Source organism: Mesorhizobium sp. ArgA1 (assembly GCF_053714375.1).
Genome location: NZ_JBSKBQ010000036.1, coordinates 1 through 18,572, shown reverse-complemented (window position 1 = coordinate 18,572; position 18,572 = coordinate 1). Strand labels below are relative to the sequence as shown.

Here is an 18,572-nt window from a genome sequence, read left to right as displayed (position 1 = left end):
AGATCACCCCCAAAATGTAGTGGTAACACGCGCCGGCGCGCGCCTAACATGCTGACTTAATAACTTATTCTTACAGGCGGTGTTTAAGTCGGGTATGGCTGCTGGATACAGCGGTCAAGCCGCGCAAAATCCGCGACGACTTGAAAGCGTTGGTTGACGCTGACGATGTGGTCGTTGTGGCTTGCATCGCCCAGGAATGGGGTTCACAACTACTACTGTGCAGATTGGTTGAACAACCAGGGCGGAGCTGGGCGACAACCGCTCCATACGGCATTCCATCGACCTAAACTGTATGCGAAAAAGTTTGGCTAGCGGGGCCAACAATCTGAGTCGCATCACATCCTCCATCGTGGCTGTCTCACGAAAGCTTCATGAACGTTTGCTAATGAGCCCCGCTTGGGGGAATGTTTGGTGGACGAAGACAGCCCGTATCGTGAAGCCTATCGCCTGGAGCGTGTCGCAGACGGCAACGTCACAACAATTGCGACCTTCTATTCGGCCAAAGAGGCTTTGACGATCATTGAATGAGAGCTACAGGCTGATGCTGGGCGAAAAGCAGATATGGCCGAACCAGGCTTCAACGGGCCGTGCTTGGGTCTAGCTTGGACTTAATAGTGCAGATGGCCTTGATGATGGCGTTGGCGGATTCCTGATCCAGTGCGATCTCTAGAAGCCCTTCCGTTGTCGCTATCGAAAGGATGCCGATAGTGCTGCCGGCATCCTCGAACGTGGCAACGTGGATTTCGGTCGGCACGAAAGGCCGTGCCCTGTCCTTAGGTTTCATGCTTCGGTCTGGCCCTGTTGCCTTTCAGCTTATGCGTAGGGTCTGGCGGTGCCGAAGAAGGCATGTGCCGTGCTCCGGTTTGATTTCCTGGACAATGCCGCCTCAATAAGAAAGTGGGGACCTCATTTGAACATTACTCCGATTTCGCGCTTTCGGCACGTCATCGGAATAGGTGCCACCTGTAAACTGACTTTCGTTCGTCACAACCGTATAGCCATGCGCCGCAGCAACAGCGGTCTGCTCAATGATGGCCTGCAACCCGGCCGACTTTAGGCTCCGCTCTGATGGCGCCTGGGTTGGGCAGAAGACGAAAGGGGGAGGGGCTTCCCGTCAAAGGCACGGCGCTGCGCGCTTATTTCATCCCAGAGCTCAATCGTCCTGAAATTCAACGGCAAAAGCAGGCAATTTATTGCGTGTCGAACCGAGACTCGTTCGTACAATGGCGCCGAACGATCAGGAAACGACATGAAACCTTTGGAAATAAGAATCGGCGCCGACCGCCGATCCTTAGCCATCACTTGGAATGACGGCTCTCTCCGTGCTGTCCGTGCCTCACGGTTGCGCGCACTCAGCCGAGCGGCCCATCAGGTCCGGTCCGCCATCGACGGGAGGGAGCATTCTTTCGACGACATCACCATCGTCAGCGCCGTGGCTGTCGGTTCGTATGCCATGCGGCTGGTTTTCTCCGATGGTCACGACCGCGGCATCTATCCTTGGCGCTATCTGCGCGAAATCGTCGACACACAGGGTTGAGGAAGCACAATGGACCACTTTGTCGACGGGCAAGCCGAAGTCGCTTGCGATGTTCTGGTCATTGGCGGCGGCACAGCTGGTCCGATGGCCGCGTTGAAGGCCAAGCAGCGCAGTCCCGATCTGAAGGTCGTGCTGCTCGAGAAGGCAAATGTAAAGCGTTCGGGCGCGATCTCGATGGGCATGGACGGGCTCAACAATGCCGTTGTGCCCGGCTACTCCACACCTGAGCAATACACCAAGGAGATCACGATCGCCAATGACGGCATCGTCGACCAAGCCCCGGTCTTCAAGTATGCATCGCGTTGTCATGAAATCATCGAGGAGCTGGATCGCTTCGGCATACGCTTCCAGAAGACCGCCAATGGCGATTTCGACCTGAAGAAGGTTCATCACCTCGGAACATACGTCCTGCCGATGCCGAATGGCGACACGGTAAAAAAGGCGCTTTACCGCCAGCTCCGACGCGAGCGGATTCTGATCTCCAATCGCTACATGGCAACCCGCCTGTTGACCACGGAGAACGGCCGGATCGCGGGAGCAATCGCGGTGAATACACGCTCGGCCGAATTTCTCGTGGTTCGCGCCAAAACCGTGATCCTGTGCATGGGAGCGGCGGGCCGGCTCGGCTTGCCTCACTCAGGCTATCTGTTTGGAACCTATGAGAACCCGACCAATTCGGGTGACGGGTATGCAATGGCCTATCACGCCGGCGCCGCGCTCGCCAATCTCGAGTGTTACCAGATCAACCCGCTGATCAAGGACTACAACGGTCCCGCCTGCGCCTACGTTGCGGGGCCATTCGGGGCCTACACTGCCAACAACGACGGCAGGCGTTTCATCGAGAGCGACTATTGGTCGGGACAGATGATGCAGGAGTTTTACAACGAACTGCAATCGGGCAAGGGACCGGTTTTCCTGAAGCTCAATCATCTGCATTCCGACACGGTTAGCGAGATCGAAAAGATCCTGCATAAGGTCGAGCGCCCCTCGCGCGGCAGATTCCATCAAGGCCGCGGCACCGACTACCGCAACGCGATGATCGAAATGCATATCTCTGAGATCGGCTTCTGTTCAGGTCACAGCGCATCCGGCGTGTTCGTGGACGAATATGCTCGCACGACCGTGCCGGGTCTCTACGCAGCAGGCGACATGGCCAGTGTTCCACACAACTATATGCTCGGCGCATTCACCAATGGCGCGATAGCCGGGGAACACGCGGCCGAAATCGCAAGTGAGACCGACCTGCCGGAATTCGACAGCGATCTGCTCAGGCGGGAGCGCGAACGGGTGCTGGCGCCTACCCGACGCGACGACGGCATTCCGCCAAATCAGCTGGAATACAAGACCCGGCGCCTCGTCAACGACTATCTCCAGCCGCCAAAGGTCACGGCCAAGATGCAGATCGGGCAAGCCCGACTTGCCGAGGCGCGAGACGATCTGGAGACGGCACTTGTCGCCCGCGACGCCCACGAACTTATGCGTTCCCTGGAGGTATCCTCAATCCTCGATTGCGCAGAAATGGCGGCCCATGCCTCGCTCTATCGCACCGAAAGTCGCTGGGGCCTCTACCATAACCGAGTCGATCATCCCGAGAAGGACGACGCGAATTGGTTCTGCCACACGCTGCTGCGCAAGATCGACGGCCGAATGATTTCCGAGAAGCGAGCTGTCCAATCTTACGTCGTTCCCATCGAGGACGAAGAGCGGACAGCCTACGATCGTCTGCGTGTTTCCAAAAATGCTTGACCAGGAGAATATATGCCACTCGCGCTTTCGCCTACTGCCGTTCCCGTGGTCGTCGACGATGCCAAATGCATCGCTGACAAGGGCTGCACCGTCTGTGTCGACGTCTGCCCACTGGACGTGCTGCGCATCAGCGATTTAACCGGAAAAGCCTACATGAAATTCGACGAATGCTGGTACTGCATGCCGTGCGAGACAGATTGCCCAACGGGGGCGGTCACCGTGAACATTCCCTACCTGTTGCGCTGAGATGAGTGCCTTCGAACCGTTCGAAGATTTTGGCGACATCGACGACATAGTCGAACGCCTCAACGACGCCGACGGCGGAGTGCGGCAACTGGCGGTGATTGATCTCGTCGCTACCGCGCGCCGCGACGTGCTGCCTCATCTTCTGGCCGCGGTCGAGGATCCAAATGATGCCGTGCGATTGCAGGTGGCGCTCGCCTTTGCCGAGTTCGACTCGAACGAAGCCGCAAGCGGGCTCGTCAAATTGGTAACGGACGAAGACAGCACCGTGGCGAAGGCGGCGGCTGAGGGTCTTGCCGAAATCAAGGCTCCGGCGGCAGCGGAACTGATAGGGCCACTGCTCGAACATGAGAGCGCTTTCGTCCGCGCCGCCGCCCTTCGAGGCTTGAGGGCGCTGCGGTCTCCGGCATCGCTCGGTCCGGCGCTTGCTGCAATTCGCGACGACAATCCGGAGGTACGGGCTCAGGCGCTTGGCGTAATCGCTTACCTCAAACTGGAGGAGACATTGCCCTCCCTGATTGGCGCGACACTTGACCCAAATGCTGGCGTCAGGGCCGTTGCTGCAAGTGCGCTCTCCTTCTCCGGCCAGCCTGCGGCCGCTCAGGCGGTCGCGGCTGTGCTTGGCGACGACAGCTGGCAGGTGCGCGCCGCCGCCGCGGATTCGCTCGGTCAGCTCGGCCAGGCTTCGGTGGTCCATCGACTGACGGCTGCCTTGGATGACGAGTACTGGCAGGTCCAACTGAGATGCCTGAATGCGCTTGGCAAGCTCAAGGCCCATGCGGCTGTTCCGGCAATTTCAAAGTCGCTTCGAAGCGAGATTGCAGCAGTGCGCAAGGAGGCTGCCGCCGCGCTTGGCGAAATCGCTGCCCCAGCCTCACGCGAGGCGTTGATGGACCACATCTCCGATGCCGACCCCGACGTCCGCAAGACGGTGCGCTGGGCCTTGGCCCGGCTCGGCTAGAACTGTCGAAGGGCGGTGAATGGCGCCGTCCTTCGAAACCATGTTCATTAGCTTGTGCGGGTGCTCGATGCGAATTTGTCGCGGCGTGACGGTGACCAGCCCATCTTTCTGGAAGCGTTTCATCATCATCGTTACCCACTGGCGCGTCGACCCCACCATCGCGGCGATCTGATCGTGCGTCACCTTGGCGTTTATGATCACGGCATGCCCGTCACGAACGCCGTGAAGCTCCGAGAGATTCATCAGGAATTGCGCCAGGCGCTCGATCACTGACCGCGTGCCCAGCATCTGCGCCATGGCCGAATAGCATCGGCCCTTTGCGGCCAGCCCCTGCACAAGACAGAGAGCGAAGCCCGGAAGCTCCGCGACGAGCCTCTTGAGCGCGGAGGCAGGCAGGAAGAGGATCTGGCAGTCGCTAAGCGCCTCGCCGGACCAGATGTGAGCGCCTTCGCCAGTCATTTCGGGACCGCCAATAAAATGCCCGGCTGTCCAATAGGCGAGCGTGATTTCCCGTCCCGACGGAGCGGTATAGAAGACACGAACCTGACCGCTTTCGATTATGAAAATGCCTCCGTGCCGATCGCCTTGGCTGAAGATCGCCTCACCGGTCGAGAAGGCCAGACGCCGGCCGTGACTGTTGAGCCTTGTCAGTTCGTCCGGGTTTAGCGTGTCTAGAAAATGCGCGCCTTCGTCCAGGCCCTCGACGCTTTCGCTCAGGAAGAGTGCCTGGTCACCAGGGAGCAGGACCTGGCTGGGCGGCACTGGCCGCGGCTGCGGCCTCCGATCGTTGGCCTCACTCGGGGCGAGCGTTGGCAAGGTCATGGTCGCTCCTCCATAGATCGGAGCAAAACTATATAAAGTCTATAGAGTATAAAGAAATATCATTGCGCATTTTTGCCATTGCTGGAACGATTGTCTCTGTTTGCGCCCGCTGCCCGGTTGCCGGGTGATGCCCAAGCGTTTGATATCCAGCGTTAAGAGCATGCCCGGCATCAAGATTTGCTCTGCGAGTCGAAACAGTTCCTTCGGCTGCCCGGGCAAATAATTGCTTATCCCCCTTGCGAGACCGCCTCATAAATCAGTCAGGCAGCGGTCGGCGTCCGTCCACCGGTCGCCGAACCAAATAGCCACCGGGCCGTCCGGGACACGACTAATGGAACAGGACCATGAACATGCGCACACACTTCGCTGCGATCGCCCTTGCGGCTGCCGTCTTCGTTTCGGCTGCCAAAGCAGAAACCATTCGCGTGGCTATCGGCACCCAGGACACGACGATCAATACCGCGACCGGCGGGCTTCTCATCCGCGAATTGAATCTCCTTGAAAAATATCTTCCGCACGACGGCAGGTACCAGGCCGCCACCTACGACATTCAGTGGAAGAATTTCACGAGCGGCGCGCCAATCACCAACGAGCAGCTCGCCGGCAAGCTCGATTTTGGGGTGATGGCAGATTTTCCAGGTTCATTGAACGGCCTTGCGCACCTCAAGGCGGGGAGAAAGAGTCTGTTCATTGCCGTGCTTTCGGGAAGCGTCAACGGCAGCGGCAATGGCATTGTCGTGCCAGCCAATTCGCCCATCCAATCCCTGGCGGAGCTCAAGGGCAAGACGATCTCGGTGCCGTTTGCTTCCACCTCGCACGGGATGTTGTTGCGGGCCGTGAAGGCGCAAGGCTGGGACGCCGACCGTGACGTCAAGATCATTACCCAGGCTCCCGAGGTCGCCGGCCCATCTCTCAAAGCAGATCAAATCGACGCCCATGCCGATTTCGTTCCATTCGCCGAGCTCTTCCCGTGGCGTGGCTTTGCCCGTAAGATCTACGATGGTTCGCAGGCAAAGGTGCCAACCTTTCACGGCGTCCTGGTTGATGCTTCCTATGCCGAAAAATATCCCGAGATCGTCGTCGCCTATCTTCGTGCTGTCATCGAGGCAGACCAGCTCATCGGCAAGGAGCCTGAGAAGTACAGCGAGCTGATCGGAAAGATCACCGGCGTCGACGCCGAGGTGGACTATCTGTTCCATGGTCCGCTTGGGTTACAGACCCGCGATCTAACGTGGAAGCCAGAGTATCGACAGGCCGTGGCCACCGCCATCGAAACTCTTAAGCTCCTTAAGAAGGCGGACAGCTCGCTTGATGTCGACAGCTTCGTCGACGATCGTTTCATTCGAGCGGCGTTCAAGGCGTCGGGCCTGGATTATGAAGCGGCACTCAAGGATTACGAGCAGCTGCCATTGAACGCCAAGGATGCTTCGACGGGCGAGCAGATCAAGGATTCCAGGCGCGTCGCCGAGATCTGGGTCGATGGCGAGCCGCAGGTGAGACACTACGCCTCGCCGGAAAACGCCCTTGTGGCCTTCAAGGCGATAGAAGGCGAGGGCAAGGCAATAAGGGTATTCTATGCCCAGGACCGCGACAGCGGCATCAAGCTTTTGGGCAAACAAGCCTGGTTCGTGCGTTCCGATAGCGGCGAGGTCAGCGCGTTCCTTCTGAAGGAAAAAGCCGAGAACTGGGCCAAGACCCATGGCGGAAGCGTGCTGGATTTTGCCGGCGTCAAAGCTGCCCTCCTGGCAAGCTATCAAGACGACCAATGATCGGCCTTCAAGTCGGTCGCTGGCTGCGGCGGGCGGGATCTCTCGCCTTCTGCCTCTCTGTTTGGCAGATGGCGTCCACCCTGAAACTGGACTTCGGCATCATCACTTTCGCCAATGTGCCGCCGCCGGGAGACGTCGCGTCGGCCGCGCTCGAGTTCTTTCGATCCCCACGGCTCTTTGCCCATGTGTCCAGCAGCCTTGAGCGGGTCCTTGCGGGCTATGGAATCGCCGCGGTGGTGGGCGTCTCGTTGGGTCTGTTGATCGGCCGCCTCCGATATGCCGGGGACTTCCTTCAGGCGCCTCTCGAACTGTTGCGCCCGATCCCTGCCGTGGCATGGATCCCGCTGGCGGTGCTGATGTTCCCGTCCTCGGAGCTTTCGATGATCTTCATCACTTTCACCGGCGCTCTCTTTCCAATCCTCATCAACACCGTCCACGGCGTCGAAAACATCGATCCGCGGCTGATCGCATCCGCACGCAGCCTGGGCAGCACCCGCTCGGCCATGCTCCTGGAAGTGATCATCCCTGGCGCCGCACCGAGCATTGTCACCGGGCTGGTGATTGGCATGGGCACATCGTGGTTCTGTCTGGTCACCGCCGAAATGATCTCAGGCCAGTTCGGCATCGGCTACTACACCTGGGAATCCTACACGCTGCAGAACTATCCCGAGATCATCGTCGGCATGGTTGTCATTGGGCTGCTTGGCATGGCGAGCAGTGCTGTGCTGAAGGCTGTGGGAGCGGCACTCCTCCCGTGGCACAGCAAGGACGGCAAATCATGAACATGCAGGAGCGCAAAATCCGGGCAACGATGGGCCGCATCGCGGCCGAACGCGTCTCGATTCGGCTTGGACGGGGCAGCGCGGCCTTCGAAGCGGTTAGCGATGTAAGCTTCGAAGTCACGCCGGGTGAATTCGTATGTCTTCTGGGGCCGTCCGGCTGCGGGAAGTCGACCCTTCTTGGCGCTTTGGCTGGACATATCTTGCCGCTTTCTGGGAGGCTTTCCGTGGATGGCGTGCCCGTGCGAGGCCCGCACCCGGACCGAGGCATCGTCTTCCAGCATCACACCCTTTTTCCATGGAAGAACGCACGTGACAATGTTGCGTTCGGACCGAAGATGCGCGGTGTCGGGCGCGCCGAACGGAGGCGTGAAGCGGACAGGATATTGAACCTTGTCGGCCTCGACGGATTTGCAGACCACTACCCCGGCCAGCTGTCTGGCGGCATGCAACAGCGCGTGGAGATGGCCCGTGTCCTCATCAACCGGCCCAGGCTACTTTTGATGGATGAACCCTTTGGAGCCCTGGATGCGCTTACAAGACTGAGGATGCAGGAACTGCTGCTGGAGGTTTGGGAGCAATTCAGGACCACGATTGTCTTCGTCACCCATGATATCGACGAAGCCATCCTGCTTTCGGATCGCATCATCGTCATGCAGGCACAGCCGGGTCGCATCCAAGAGGAAATCAATGTGGATTTCGAGAGACCGAGGACGGCCGAAATGATCGCGTCAATCCAGTTCTTGCGTTTGAAGCAGCACTGCCTGAAGCTGCTTCGTAGCGACAGGCAGCGGGATACTTTGGCGCGGCTTTCGCCGCTAGGATAGAGGCGACGCTTTGCGGGCTCGCTGCTCTGGGATTATCCGGTCGCTCAATCACTCAATCGACTATTCAAAGACACCGAGCCGCGAGCGGTTGCTGGAACTCATCTCGGCGATGGGCATCACCCCGCGCGAACTTGTGAGCGAGAGGGGAACGCCTTACGGGGACCTTGGGTTGCCGATCCGAAATGGAGCGACGAAGAGGTGATGGATTTCATGCTCGCCATCCGACCCTCATCAACTGGACGATCGTCGAGACGCCAAAGGGCACTAGGCTTTGCCGGCCCTCGGAAGCGGTGCAGGCGCTTCTAAACGTGGCCGAATTTATCAAGGAAGATGGTGAGAAGGCCGTCCACGTGCCGATGCAAACATCCTTCCTGGCTGCAACGGCTCGCAAATGGTCACAGCTGCGGGTTCGATCCGATACGATCGTGCATTTCGGCTACAGCCTACGGTGGCCAGTCGCGCGCTCGTGCGGCCGATCTGCGCACGTCAATTCCTCGGCCTATACGGCAGCAAAAAAGGTCCAGAGGCACCGCCCTCGAACCGAGATGTCGTCTATCTGACGCACGATCAACATCTGTGCGAGATGGCAAAGCCTGAAGCCACAGGAAAACAGCTCGCCTCAGCTCGTCAGCTGGCAGTTTCGCTCGTCACTCTGGTGTACCCAAGTGTGATTGAAGGGGCTAAGGAATGTTGATAATAGTTGATAAGAGCCTTATCTGAGGTATGCCGTGACCGAGGGAGTTTCATATGATCAGCGCTGATCTGGGCAAACAACTTGAAAGCTACATCCAGCAACTCGTCGAAACGGGCCGCTACGGCTCGAAAAGTGAGGTTCTGCGGGAAGGCGTGCGACTGGTTCAAGATCGAGAAACGAAACTGGCCGCACTGGATGCATCAATCATGCGTGGAATAGCCGATGCTGACGCAGGGCGAACCCATGCTGCCGAGGATGTTTTCAGCGAACTGCGGGAACGCTACAAAGCCATGCTGCCGGGCTCGGCCGAATGAAAGTGCGCTTTACGACCGAAGCCAAGGCGGATTTGCGGCAGATAGCCGACTACATCGCGAAGGATAATCCGCCCAGAGCTTTGTCATTCGTCGATGAGCTGGAACAGACATGCCTAACCATAGCAACGTCCCCAAAAGCTTTCCCTCTGGTGCCCCGCTATGAACGGCATGAAATCCGCCGCCGCGTCCATGGAAACTACCTGATTTTCTACCGTGTGAATGGCGAGCAGGTTGTTATCGTCCACGTCCTGCACGGTGCGATGGACTATGCCGCCATACTGTTTGAGGGCTAGACCCTGGAGAAGGGGCCGGTCTGGAAGTTGCAATGGCGAAGAGCAGAATTGGTCGAGCGTCCCGCTTGCCGAATCTAGTCCGCCCTCATAGAAGAAGAAATGGGGCGCGCCTAGTCGATAGTATTGAACGAGAATGGGGGGATCACGGCACAGTCAATGCCTTGGTCCGGAGGGCTCCTGAATATGTACTCCAGAGGATCTGAATGGCGTGAGTGGGACTTACACGTACACTCGCCAGCATCATTCCATTGGGACGGCGAACGGCTCGGATCGGATAAAGCCAGAAACGATCAGCTCATCGATGAGATGATCCGCGCCCTGAATGACGCTGCTCCGATAGCGTTTGGGCTCATGGACTACTGGACATTCGACGGTTGGTTTGCCCTCAAGGCGCGCCAGGTCCAGCCGGCTGCGGCGGAGCTTATGAAAACTGTCTTCCCTGGTATCGAACTCCGCTTGGCGGCGCCGATGGAGGGACGACTGAATGCCCACGTTCTTTTCTCCAATGAGATCAGTGATCAGCATCTCAGAGATTTTCTCTCTCGGTTGAAGCTTGAATTGATCAATCAACCCCTGTCTCGCGACGCGCTCATCGAGTATGCGCGATATGCGGGCGCAGACAAACTGGCAAAACATGGTTTTGAGAAGAGCAAAATTGCGTCGGACGACGCGGAGGCGTTCATCGCCGGCTGTAAAATCGCGGAAGTGAATGTCGATTCGTACAAGGAGGCGATCCGTCTTGTACCCGGGGCTCGTGCAGTCGGCTTTATGCCCTTCTCGACCAACGACGGTCTCGACACCGTCAACTGGACCGACCATTACGCCTATGCGCTTGGCCTGTTCGAATCGTCTCCAATCTTTGAAACAAGAAGGCCGGATCTCTGGGCAGCCTTTTGTGGTGTCGAGACAGAGACCAACAAGAAATGGCTTGGTAACTTCCAGGCTGCACTGAAAGGCATCCCCCGACTTGCCGTGTCCGGCAGCGATGCTCATTGCTTCCGGGGAAACGGAACCACCGATAAGCGCGGATACGGCGACTTTCCGTCCGGCAAGCGCACCTGGATCAAGACTGATCCAACCTGGAAGGGCTTGTTGCAGGCGCTGAGAGAGCCCGCGAAGCGCTCATTTTTAGGTGAACGACCTCCGAAGCTGGAGCGTATCAACCAGCATAAGACGTTCTACATAGATCGGATTCGCGTAGGCAAGGCGTCTGACAGTACACTTGCGGACACCTGGCTGCATGGAACAGACATTCCTCTAAACCCCGACCTCATTGCGATCATCGGCAACAAGGGGAGCGGCAAGAGCGCGCTCGCCGATATCCTGGCTTTGCTGGGCAACTCCCAGCAAAGCGCCCACTTCTCATTTCTGAAACGCGATCGATTCCGCGGGAAAGCAGGAGAGCCGGCCCGCCAATTCGTTGGCGAACTCTCTTGGCTCGCTGGCGATCCGTGTGTGATGAGCCTTGCCGACGATCCGTCGGCTGAACGGGTCGAACTCGTCCGGTACATTCCGCAAGGCCGGTTCGAAGCTCTGTGCAATGATCATGTGTCAGGCAAGACTGACGAGTTCGAGAAGGAGCTCCGAGAGGTGATCTTTTCTCACGTCTCGAACAACGTGCGCCTCGAGGCTCTGAGTTTCGATCAACTCATCGACAAGCAAGAAAACGTTTTCCGGGCTCGGGCGAATGAACTTCGCAAATCGCTGCGGGCGCTCAACGAGCATATTGTGGGTATCGAAGATCAGCTTCACCCCAATGTGCAAAAAAACCTCGAGGAGCAGATCCGGCTCAAGGAGGCGCAGATTGAGGAACACACCGCAATTAAACCACCCGTAATCGAGCAACCCACGGACCAACTCACTGCTGATCAGCGGCAGGCAAGCGCCAGACTTGCGGAGATCGGAGCGGCGCTGGAGCAATTGAAGAATGACGCCAGGAAGGCTGCCGATGACAGGCAGATAATCGGCAGAAAGCAGCGGTCGATTCGTAACATCCGGGAGCGCATTGGGCTTTTTGAGAAGCAACTCGCAGCCTTCGTGTCCGAAATCGCCGACGACCTTGCCACCGCCGGTTTGAGAGCAGAAGAGCTGATCACCCTGACCGTCAATCGTGACGTCCTGACACAGCACCACCAGATGCTGGCCAGCAGCGACGAAACGATCGCAAAGAACGTGGAAAGCGCCGCTACGACCGAGATCGCACTGGTCGCCGAACAGAATCGGCTTTCTGAAAAATTGAACGAGCCGCAGCAGAAATACCAGGCGTACAAACAAGCCTTGAAGGAATGGCAAACCGCACTGGAGGCGATCGAGGGTTCGGAAACCGAGCCTGAAAGCCTCAAGGGATTGCAGCTAAGGGTTGTTCAAATAAACCAACTGCCGACGAAGCTTGCGCAAGAACGGGCATCACGACGAGAGGTAACCGCTCAGATATTTTCGGTGCTGGAAGAACAGCGAGCCGCGCGGGAGGAGCTGTTCACGCCACTGCAACGTTTGATTCAGAGCAATTCTCTGATCCGGGACGAGTACAAGCTTCAATTCCAGGCCAGGCTGCTGGGCTCACCTGACGCGATTGCTACCAACCTATTTAGTGCCATCAAGCAGAATATCGGTGAGCTTCGCGGGGAAGACGAGAGCTTCATCGCGGTCCGAAGCCGGTTCGAGAGATATCGTTTCGGGAGTGCGGCCGATGCGACAGGCTTTGCCGAGGACGTCGCTTCCCTGCTGACGGAGAGCGCCGAGAAGGCAGCGAGCAAGGTTCCAGGGATCAGGGTTCTCATGCGCAAGGACAAGGAGCCGGCAGAGGTCTACAATTATCTCTTCGGTCTTCAGTATCTGGAGCCGAAGTACACCCTGCTCTTTCAGGATACGCAGATAGAACAGCTGTCGCCCGGGCAGCGAGGCGCCTTGCTGTTGATTTTCTATCTGCTGGTTGACAAGGGACGAAATCCCATCGTGCTCGATCAACCCGAGGAGAATCTGGACAATGAGACGGTCGTAAGCCTGCTCGTGCCAGTTCTCAACGAGGCGAAGAAGGCCAGACAAATCATCATGGTCACGCACAATCCAAACTTGGCGGTGGTGTGCGATGCCGAGCAGATCATACACGCAACATTCGACAGGAAGAACGGCGCGCGAATCTCTTACCAGTCAGGTTCGATCGAAGACGGGATCATGAATAGAGCTGTCGTTGACGTGCTGGAGGGCACAAAGATGGCCTTCGATAACAGAGGCCAGAAGTACCATTGAGGAATGGGTTCGCAGCACGATGTCGGTTCGAGGCGAAGAGTGCCTGGTCCAGGGCGCAGTGCTGATCTGTGGTCCCACTTGCCATCAGTCCAGCAAGGCACAAGCCAAGCTCCGGATGAGTTTTGACAACTGCATCCTCCAACGTGATAAGGCAGCGGCGAAAATAACGCCGGCATAGGCGCCCTCGTGTTCAGAGGCCGGAGACCGCCAATGGCATTTCGATTCCTACATACGGCCGACATCCATCTCGACTCGCCGCTCCGTTCGCTGGCGATGCGAAATCCCGATCTTGCAGAACTCGTCGGAGACGCAAGTCGCCAGGCATTCGTCTCGATAGTGGATCTGTGCCTGGCGGAACGTGTCGATGCGCTCGTCATTGCTGGCGATCTTTATGATGGCGACCAGACGTCGATGAAAACGGCGAGGTTCCTGGCGTCGCAGATGGCACGCCTCCACCAGGCCGGTGTCCGGGTTTTCAAGATCCGCGGAAATCACGACGCCCTGTCTCGGATAGCGAAACAGCTGGTGTTTCCGGACACGGTCACGATCTTTGGCGGCCGTCCCCAGTCAGTGCTGCACACGGCCGGCGGGCTGGACGTCATGTTCCACGGCTTGAGCTTTGCCAACCCGAAGGCGCAAGACAGCCTGCTGCCCAAATATCCGGCCGCTCGCGAAGGAGCTGTCAATGTGGGCATCATGCACACCAGCCTTGCCGGATCGCCCGGCCACGACGTTTACGCCCCCTGCAGCGTCGCTGACTTGCACGGCCATGGTTTTGACTATTGGGCGCTCGGCCACATCCATGTCCGCCAAGTCCATCCTGGAGCGAGCACGGTGGTGATGCCAGGGATGCCGCAAGGCCGGGACATCAACGAGGCCGGCGAGAAATCCGTTACCCTGGTGACGATACGAGACGACCACTCGGTCGGGATCGAGGAAAGGCTGACCAGCGTTGCGCAATTCGAACGGGTGAACGCAGATCTGACCGGGGCAGTGGAATGGTCCGAAGCCGTCGCGCGTGTGCGATCCGCGCTCGAAGCGATCCGCGCTTCCGTGCGGTCGCGTCATGCCGTGGTCCGTCTCGGTCTCACTGGGATGTCGCCTTTGTCGTGGGCAATTATCCGCGACAGGGACCTTCTCTTGGCCGAGGCCGAGCAGGTAGCGGAACAGGCGGGGGACACATGGGTGGAGAAGCTTGAGCTTGGCCTCATTCCACCCAGGATGGAAACACCCGGTGAGGCCGATCCGATTTTCGAACTCGCCCAATCCATGCGCGCCGATGCCAGCTCGGAAGCCTTCCGAGCTGAGGCGCGGGCATTGGTCCTGAAAACGATCGCCGATCTTCCGCCCGATGGGCGCGAATTCGCTGGCAAGGACGAGACTGCGCTGGAGCTGTTCCTCGACAAGGTTCTTGCCAGCGGCGCCGACCTGGTCACGGCCCGCCTCAAGTCCGGTGGATCGCAATGAGGCTTCGGCGCCTTGACCTCATTCGTTATGGAAAGTTTACCGACAGGACGATCGACTTCGGACCGAACCCGGTGTCGGGGCCAGACCTGCATATCGTGTTTGGCCTTAACGAGGCCGGCAAATCGACAGCGCTTTCTGGCTATCTGGACTTGCTATTCGGCATCGAGGAACGCAGCCGCTATAATTTCCTGCACGAGTATGGCGCGATGCGCATCGGTGGTGTGCTCGAACTCGGTGATGCCGAGCATGCCTTCACGCGCACGAAACAGCGCAGCAACTCACTGTTGAACGCTGAGGGCCAACCGGTGAGCGATGTGGCGATAACGGCACATCTCGCCGGTCTGTCACGCGACGCATACGAGACCATGTTTTCGCTGGACGACGAGACACTGGAAGCGGGCGGGAAATCGATCCTGGAGTCGCGTGGAGACCTGGGCAAACTTCTCTTTACGGCCAGCGCCGGTCTTGGCCATGTAAGTGACACATTGAGCGCGCTCGAGGCCGAAGCGGACGGACTGTATCGCAAGCAGGCCCACGGAACCGAATTGGCGCTGCTCAAGAAGCGCCTGGCGGAACTCAAGTCGCGCAGGGATGCGATCGACACGTTGGCGTCGACCTACGAGAGTCTTGAAGTCGAACGTCGCGACGCGATGGAAAAATACGACCGCACCATCACCGAACGATCGATACTGTCAGCCCGGCTCGATGCCATTGCCAGGTACTTGCGCGCGCGCCCGATCCTGGCCGATATCCGGCGCAAGTCAGCCCAACTGGCAGAGTTGCCCGACATAACTTCACCGCCTCGGACCTGGACAGGCAGCATCGCCGGACTGATCGATGACGACGCCAGTCTGAGAACGCGGCTTTCCACAAACGTCAACGAAGTCGCGCGCCTGACGGCGAAAACCGACTTGGTCGACGTCGACAAGGTGATCCTGGCGATTTCCGAGCGCATTCGTGGCTTGGCGGAAAGCAAGGTACGCCATGTCGCGGCAGGTCTGGACCTGCCAAATCGCCGGACGGACTGGCAAATCCTCAACAACGCCGTGACGACCTGTCTTGCCGCCTTGGGACGGTCTTCCGAGCGAGATCCCGCCGCGCTACTTTTGCTTGCCGCCACTGTTGGCGCGGTCCGCGCCATGCTCGAGCAGCGATCGGGGATCGCGACCCGCCTACGCGTCGCCCGCGATGAGGCAGCAGCGGCGCTGGATGCGCTTCAGGCGGCGCGGGACCGGGTTGGCGAGGAACGGGCGGTGCCGGAGCCTGCCAGGGCAAGGCTGAGCTCGATACTGTCGAAGGCGAGGGTGAGCGGGCACCTCGGCGAAATCAAGGCGGCACGCGAGGCGGAGGACGCGGCCGCCATCCGGTGGGAGGCGGCACTGGGCCGATTGCACCCTTGGTCCGGAGATGCCGGGGCGCTGGCCAGGATCTCCGTCCCGAGCGCCAGGCAGCTTGGCGGCTGGAAAGCTCTGGCGGCGGAGCTTGGCAGGAACAGAGCCGTACTTTCCGAACGTCTCGCCGAATACCACGGCAATCACGATTTGCTCGCCTCGCGTCTCGACGCCCTTCGTACCTCTGTCGGTGGCGCCGACGATGAAGCGGCCGCAACCATCCGGCGTGCCCGGGACGAGGCCTGGGCGAGGCATCGAGGCGAGCTTACCGGCGAGACAGCGGATGATTTCGCCACGGCGTTAGCCCGTGACGACAATGTCGGCGCAGGCCGACTGTCCAGCGCGTCCGAGCTTGCCGAAATCCGCACAGCAACGCGCGAATTTACTCAAGCCGCGGCCGACATTGCTCGCATACGCGAGCAACTTGCTCGGGTCGAGGTGGATGCGGGCACCCTCCTGTCGGAAATGCGCGCGGCAGCGAAAGATCTGCTCGGGGAATGCCTGGAACCGTCGCTGGAGCGCATGACCGAACTCATCGAGGGCCATCTCTCTGCCCACAGCGCTGCGCTCGAAGCCTGGGAGGAGATCGAGTTTGCCCGCAAGAAGGCGAGGCGGGCGGCCGATGAAGGCGAGCGAGTACGCCTGGAGCTCAGCGGGGCGCTGGAAAGCGTCGGGATCGGGTCGGACGCCGTCGACAGCCTGGAGACCATCATGGCCGTCGCGGAGCTGTTCCTCGACCGGCAGCGCAAGGTTGATGCCGAACATGCCCAGGCGCTCAAAACTGTCAGCGCCAAGGAAGAGGAACTCGCCGCCAGGCGACGAGCCGTGGATGTGGCGGGACGGCGTGAGGAAGAATGGCTGGCCGGCATTTCCGATGCGCTCAAGGGCACTTGGCTCGAGAACGGGCTTTCGGCATCTGGCGTCGGCACCGTCCTCGATCAATTGGCTGAACTGTCCAAGAGTCTCCAGGAGCGGGAGGCTATGCAGCTCCGCGTCGAAAAGATGGAGGCGGACAGGGCCAGTTTCCTGGTCGAGGTCACCGCCCTTGCAGCCGAAGCGGGCGAGCCGGCGGACGACGACGAACCGGAACAGTTGGCGATCCGGCTTGCCGAGCGTCTGGAGCGGGCCGAGCGCACGCGTGAGGCGAAGGCGACCGTCGTCACCGATTTGCAGCGCCTCCAGGACGCTCGTGAGAGTCTCGATGCTGAGATTTCGACACATGAGCGCCGCAAGAACGAGGTTTTGGGCGTCTTTGGCGTAGCAACGCTCTCCGAAGTCGTGGAACGCGACGAGCTGCTGCGCCACAGGGATCGCCTGCGCAATGCTGTCGCCGAACTCGAGGAGCAGGTGGCGGCCGAGCTTGCGATGGAAGGCTTCGAGCAGGCGCGTTCGATGTTAGATGCTCTCGATTGGAATGGCCTCGCCATCGAGAGGGCCGAAGGCGAGCAACGGCTGCGGGATCTTGACGAAGCGATGCAGCAACAGCTCATTAGGCAGACGCGCGCGGCCGACAAGCTGGACGCCATTGGCGGCGACAGCGCTGTTGCCCGCATCGATGCCGAACGGCGCACCGTCTTGCTGGACATCGAGGAAAAGGCTGTCCGCTACATCGAACTGAAACTGGGAATATTGTCTGCTGGAAACGCTCTGCGCGTCTACCGCGAGCGTCATCGCTCAGGGATGATGGCGCGGGCGTCTGACGCCTTCGCGCTCATCACACGCGGTCAGTACACGGGATTGGCGACCCAACCGGTGAAGGGCGGCGAAGTCCTCATCGCCGTGCAAGGCGACGGGCAGTCCAAGATCGCTGACGCACTGTCGAAGGGCGCCCGGTTCCAGCTCTACCTGGCCCTGCGGCTTGCAGGGTATTACGAGTTTGCGCGGCTTAGGTCCTCCGTGCCCTTCATCGCCGACGACATCATGGAAACCTTCGACCACGTCCGGTCCGAGGAGGTTTTCAGGTTATTCGGGGAGATGGCGACCGCGGGGCAGGTGATCTACCTCACCCATCACCAGCACCTGTGCGAGATCGCCAAGACGGTTGTACCAGGTGTCACGATCCACGAGCTCAATTAGTTGCCGTCGTTTCAAAGCACGCGGGCCCGCCAGATTGATGGAGCTGGCGCTAGACGAGATTGACGAACAGGGCCAAGCGCCGGAAATGGGGAAGGCTATGCCTTCGGTTCGCAGACCAACGAGGTCCACAATCACGAACCTGATCGGAGATTATCGACCCGGCATAGCGACCGAGGAACCTGTGCCAAGGATGCACGCAACCCGCTTGGTTCGTGCGGAAGTCGAGGCACACTTGTATCTTATGAATGAGAAAACCCCGGGGATCCTCCAGCCGTGTCCCAACGGCTCGGGTTAGTGGCCGGCCGGGGGATGCAGCCTTGTGTCAAGCCCGACTTGAACACCTGGACGAGAACACAAAAAGAACATAGCCACGTAAGTCATTGATTTTTAGTGACCGTAGCTTG

General features: G+C 59.2%; 14 protein-coding genes and 1 pseudogene. 13 read left to right on the top strand and 2 right to left on the bottom strand.

Going from position 1 to position 18,572, the window contains the following annotated elements; genetic code table 11:
* Nucleotides 1-577 precede the first annotated feature (577 nt).
* Nucleotides 578-754 (bottom strand): hypothetical protein, encoded by a 177-nt coding sequence (locus tag ACWGTI_RS30885; RefSeq protein WP_454590483.1) that lies wholly within the window; start codon nucleotides 752-754, stop codon nucleotides 578-580.
* Between the two features lie 495 nt (nucleotides 755-1,249).
* On the opposite strand from ACWGTI_RS30885, the gene ACWGTI_RS30880 reads away from it, so the two are divergent.
* Genes ACWGTI_RS30880 through ACWGTI_RS30865 form a run of 4 tightly spaced genes read left to right on the top strand, consistent with a single transcriptional unit; the run spans nucleotide 1,250 to nucleotide 4,487 of the window.
* Entirely contained in the window at nucleotides 1,250-1,537 is a 288-nt protein-coding gene (locus tag ACWGTI_RS30880; protein ID WP_454578554.1) for a gamma-butyrobetaine hydroxylase-like domain-containing protein, read from the top strand.
* A gap of 9 nt (nucleotides 1,538-1,546) precedes the next feature.
* Nucleotides 1,547-3,283, top strand: coding sequence for a fumarate reductase/succinate dehydrogenase flavoprotein subunit (locus ACWGTI_RS30875; RefSeq protein WP_454578553.1), 1,737 nt, complete (start codon nucleotides 1,547-1,549; stop codon nucleotides 3,281-3,283).
* Between the two features lie 12 nt (nucleotides 3,284-3,295).
* A complete protein-coding gene (locus ACWGTI_RS30870; protein ID WP_320302892.1) occupies nucleotides 3,296-3,529 on the top strand; it encodes a 4Fe-4S dicluster domain-containing protein in 234 nt (77 codons plus the stop codon).
* Between the two features lies 1 nt (nucleotide 3,530).
* Entirely contained in the window at nucleotides 3,531-4,487 is a 957-nt protein-coding gene (locus ACWGTI_RS30865; protein WP_454578552.1) for a HEAT repeat domain-containing protein, read from the top strand.
* On the opposite strand, the gene ACWGTI_RS30860 is transcribed toward ACWGTI_RS30865, so the two are convergent.
* Nucleotides 4,401-5,309 carry a Crp/Fnr family transcriptional regulator gene (locus tag ACWGTI_RS30860; RefSeq protein WP_454590482.1) on the bottom strand — a complete coding sequence of 303 codons (909 nt, stop codon included), beginning with the start codon at nucleotides 5,307-5,309 and terminating at the stop codon, nucleotides 4,401-4,403. The two genes, ACWGTI_RS30865 and ACWGTI_RS30860, sit on opposite strands and share 87 nt — an antisense overlap.
* A 344-nt stretch (nucleotides 5,310-5,653) precedes the next feature.
* Between ACWGTI_RS30860 and ACWGTI_RS30855 the strand changes: the two genes are divergently transcribed.
* The 9 genes and pseudogenes from ACWGTI_RS30855 (at nucleotide 5,654) to ACWGTI_RS30815 (ending at nucleotide 18,168) form a co-directional block, all read left to right on the top strand.
* On the top strand, nucleotides 5,654-7,078 hold the full coding sequence (locus ACWGTI_RS30855; protein WP_454590481.1) for an ABC transporter substrate-binding protein: 1,425 nt from the start codon (nucleotides 5,654-5,656) through the stop codon (nucleotides 7,076-7,078).
* Nucleotides 7,075-7,860: an ABC transporter permease gene (locus ACWGTI_RS30850; protein WP_454590480.1), complete on the top strand. Its 786-nt coding sequence runs from the start codon at nucleotides 7,075-7,077 to the stop codon at nucleotides 7,858-7,860. Before ACWGTI_RS30855 ends, ACWGTI_RS30850 begins: the two co-directional genes overlap by 4 nt.
* A complete protein-coding gene (locus ACWGTI_RS30845; protein ID WP_454590479.1) occupies nucleotides 7,857-8,684 on the top strand; it encodes an ABC transporter ATP-binding protein in 828 nt (275 codons plus the stop codon). The genes ACWGTI_RS30850 and ACWGTI_RS30845 overlap by 4 nt, the downstream gene beginning before the upstream one ends.
* Nucleotides 8,685-8,739: 55 nt before the next feature.
* Nucleotides 8,740-9,031 (top strand): annotated as a pseudogene (locus ACWGTI_RS30840) (ArsC/Spx/MgsR family protein); the annotation flags it as partial.
* 400 nt (nucleotides 9,032-9,431) lie between these two features.
* Complete coding sequence (locus ACWGTI_RS30835; protein ID WP_454578547.1) at nucleotides 9,432-9,692, top strand: type II toxin-antitoxin system ParD family antitoxin; 261 nt, start codon at nucleotides 9,432-9,434, stop codon at nucleotides 9,690-9,692.
* Nucleotides 9,689-9,985: a type II toxin-antitoxin system RelE/ParE family toxin gene (locus ACWGTI_RS30830; RefSeq protein WP_454590478.1), complete on the top strand. Its 297-nt coding sequence runs from the start codon at nucleotides 9,689-9,691 to the stop codon at nucleotides 9,983-9,985. The genes ACWGTI_RS30835 and ACWGTI_RS30830 overlap by 4 nt, the downstream gene beginning before the upstream one ends.
* Before the next feature lie 183 nt (nucleotides 9,986-10,168).
* On the top strand, nucleotides 10,169-13,234 hold the full coding sequence (locus ACWGTI_RS30825) for a TrlF family AAA-like ATPase (RefSeq protein WP_454590477.1): 3,066 nt from the start codon (nucleotides 10,169-10,171) through the stop codon (nucleotides 13,232-13,234).
* Nucleotides 13,235-13,444: 210 nt separating this feature from the next.
* The gene (locus ACWGTI_RS30820) at nucleotides 13,445-14,701 is read left to right on the top strand and encodes a metallophosphoesterase family protein (protein ID WP_454578545.1); all 1,257 of its coding nucleotides are present in this window, start codon (nucleotides 13,445-13,447) and stop codon (nucleotides 14,699-14,701) included.
* Entirely contained in the window at nucleotides 14,698-18,168 is a 3,471-nt protein-coding gene (locus tag ACWGTI_RS30815; protein WP_454590476.1) for an AAA family ATPase, read from the top strand. Before ACWGTI_RS30820 ends, ACWGTI_RS30815 begins: the two co-directional genes overlap by 4 nt.
* Nucleotides 18,169-18,572 lie beyond the last annotated feature (404 nt).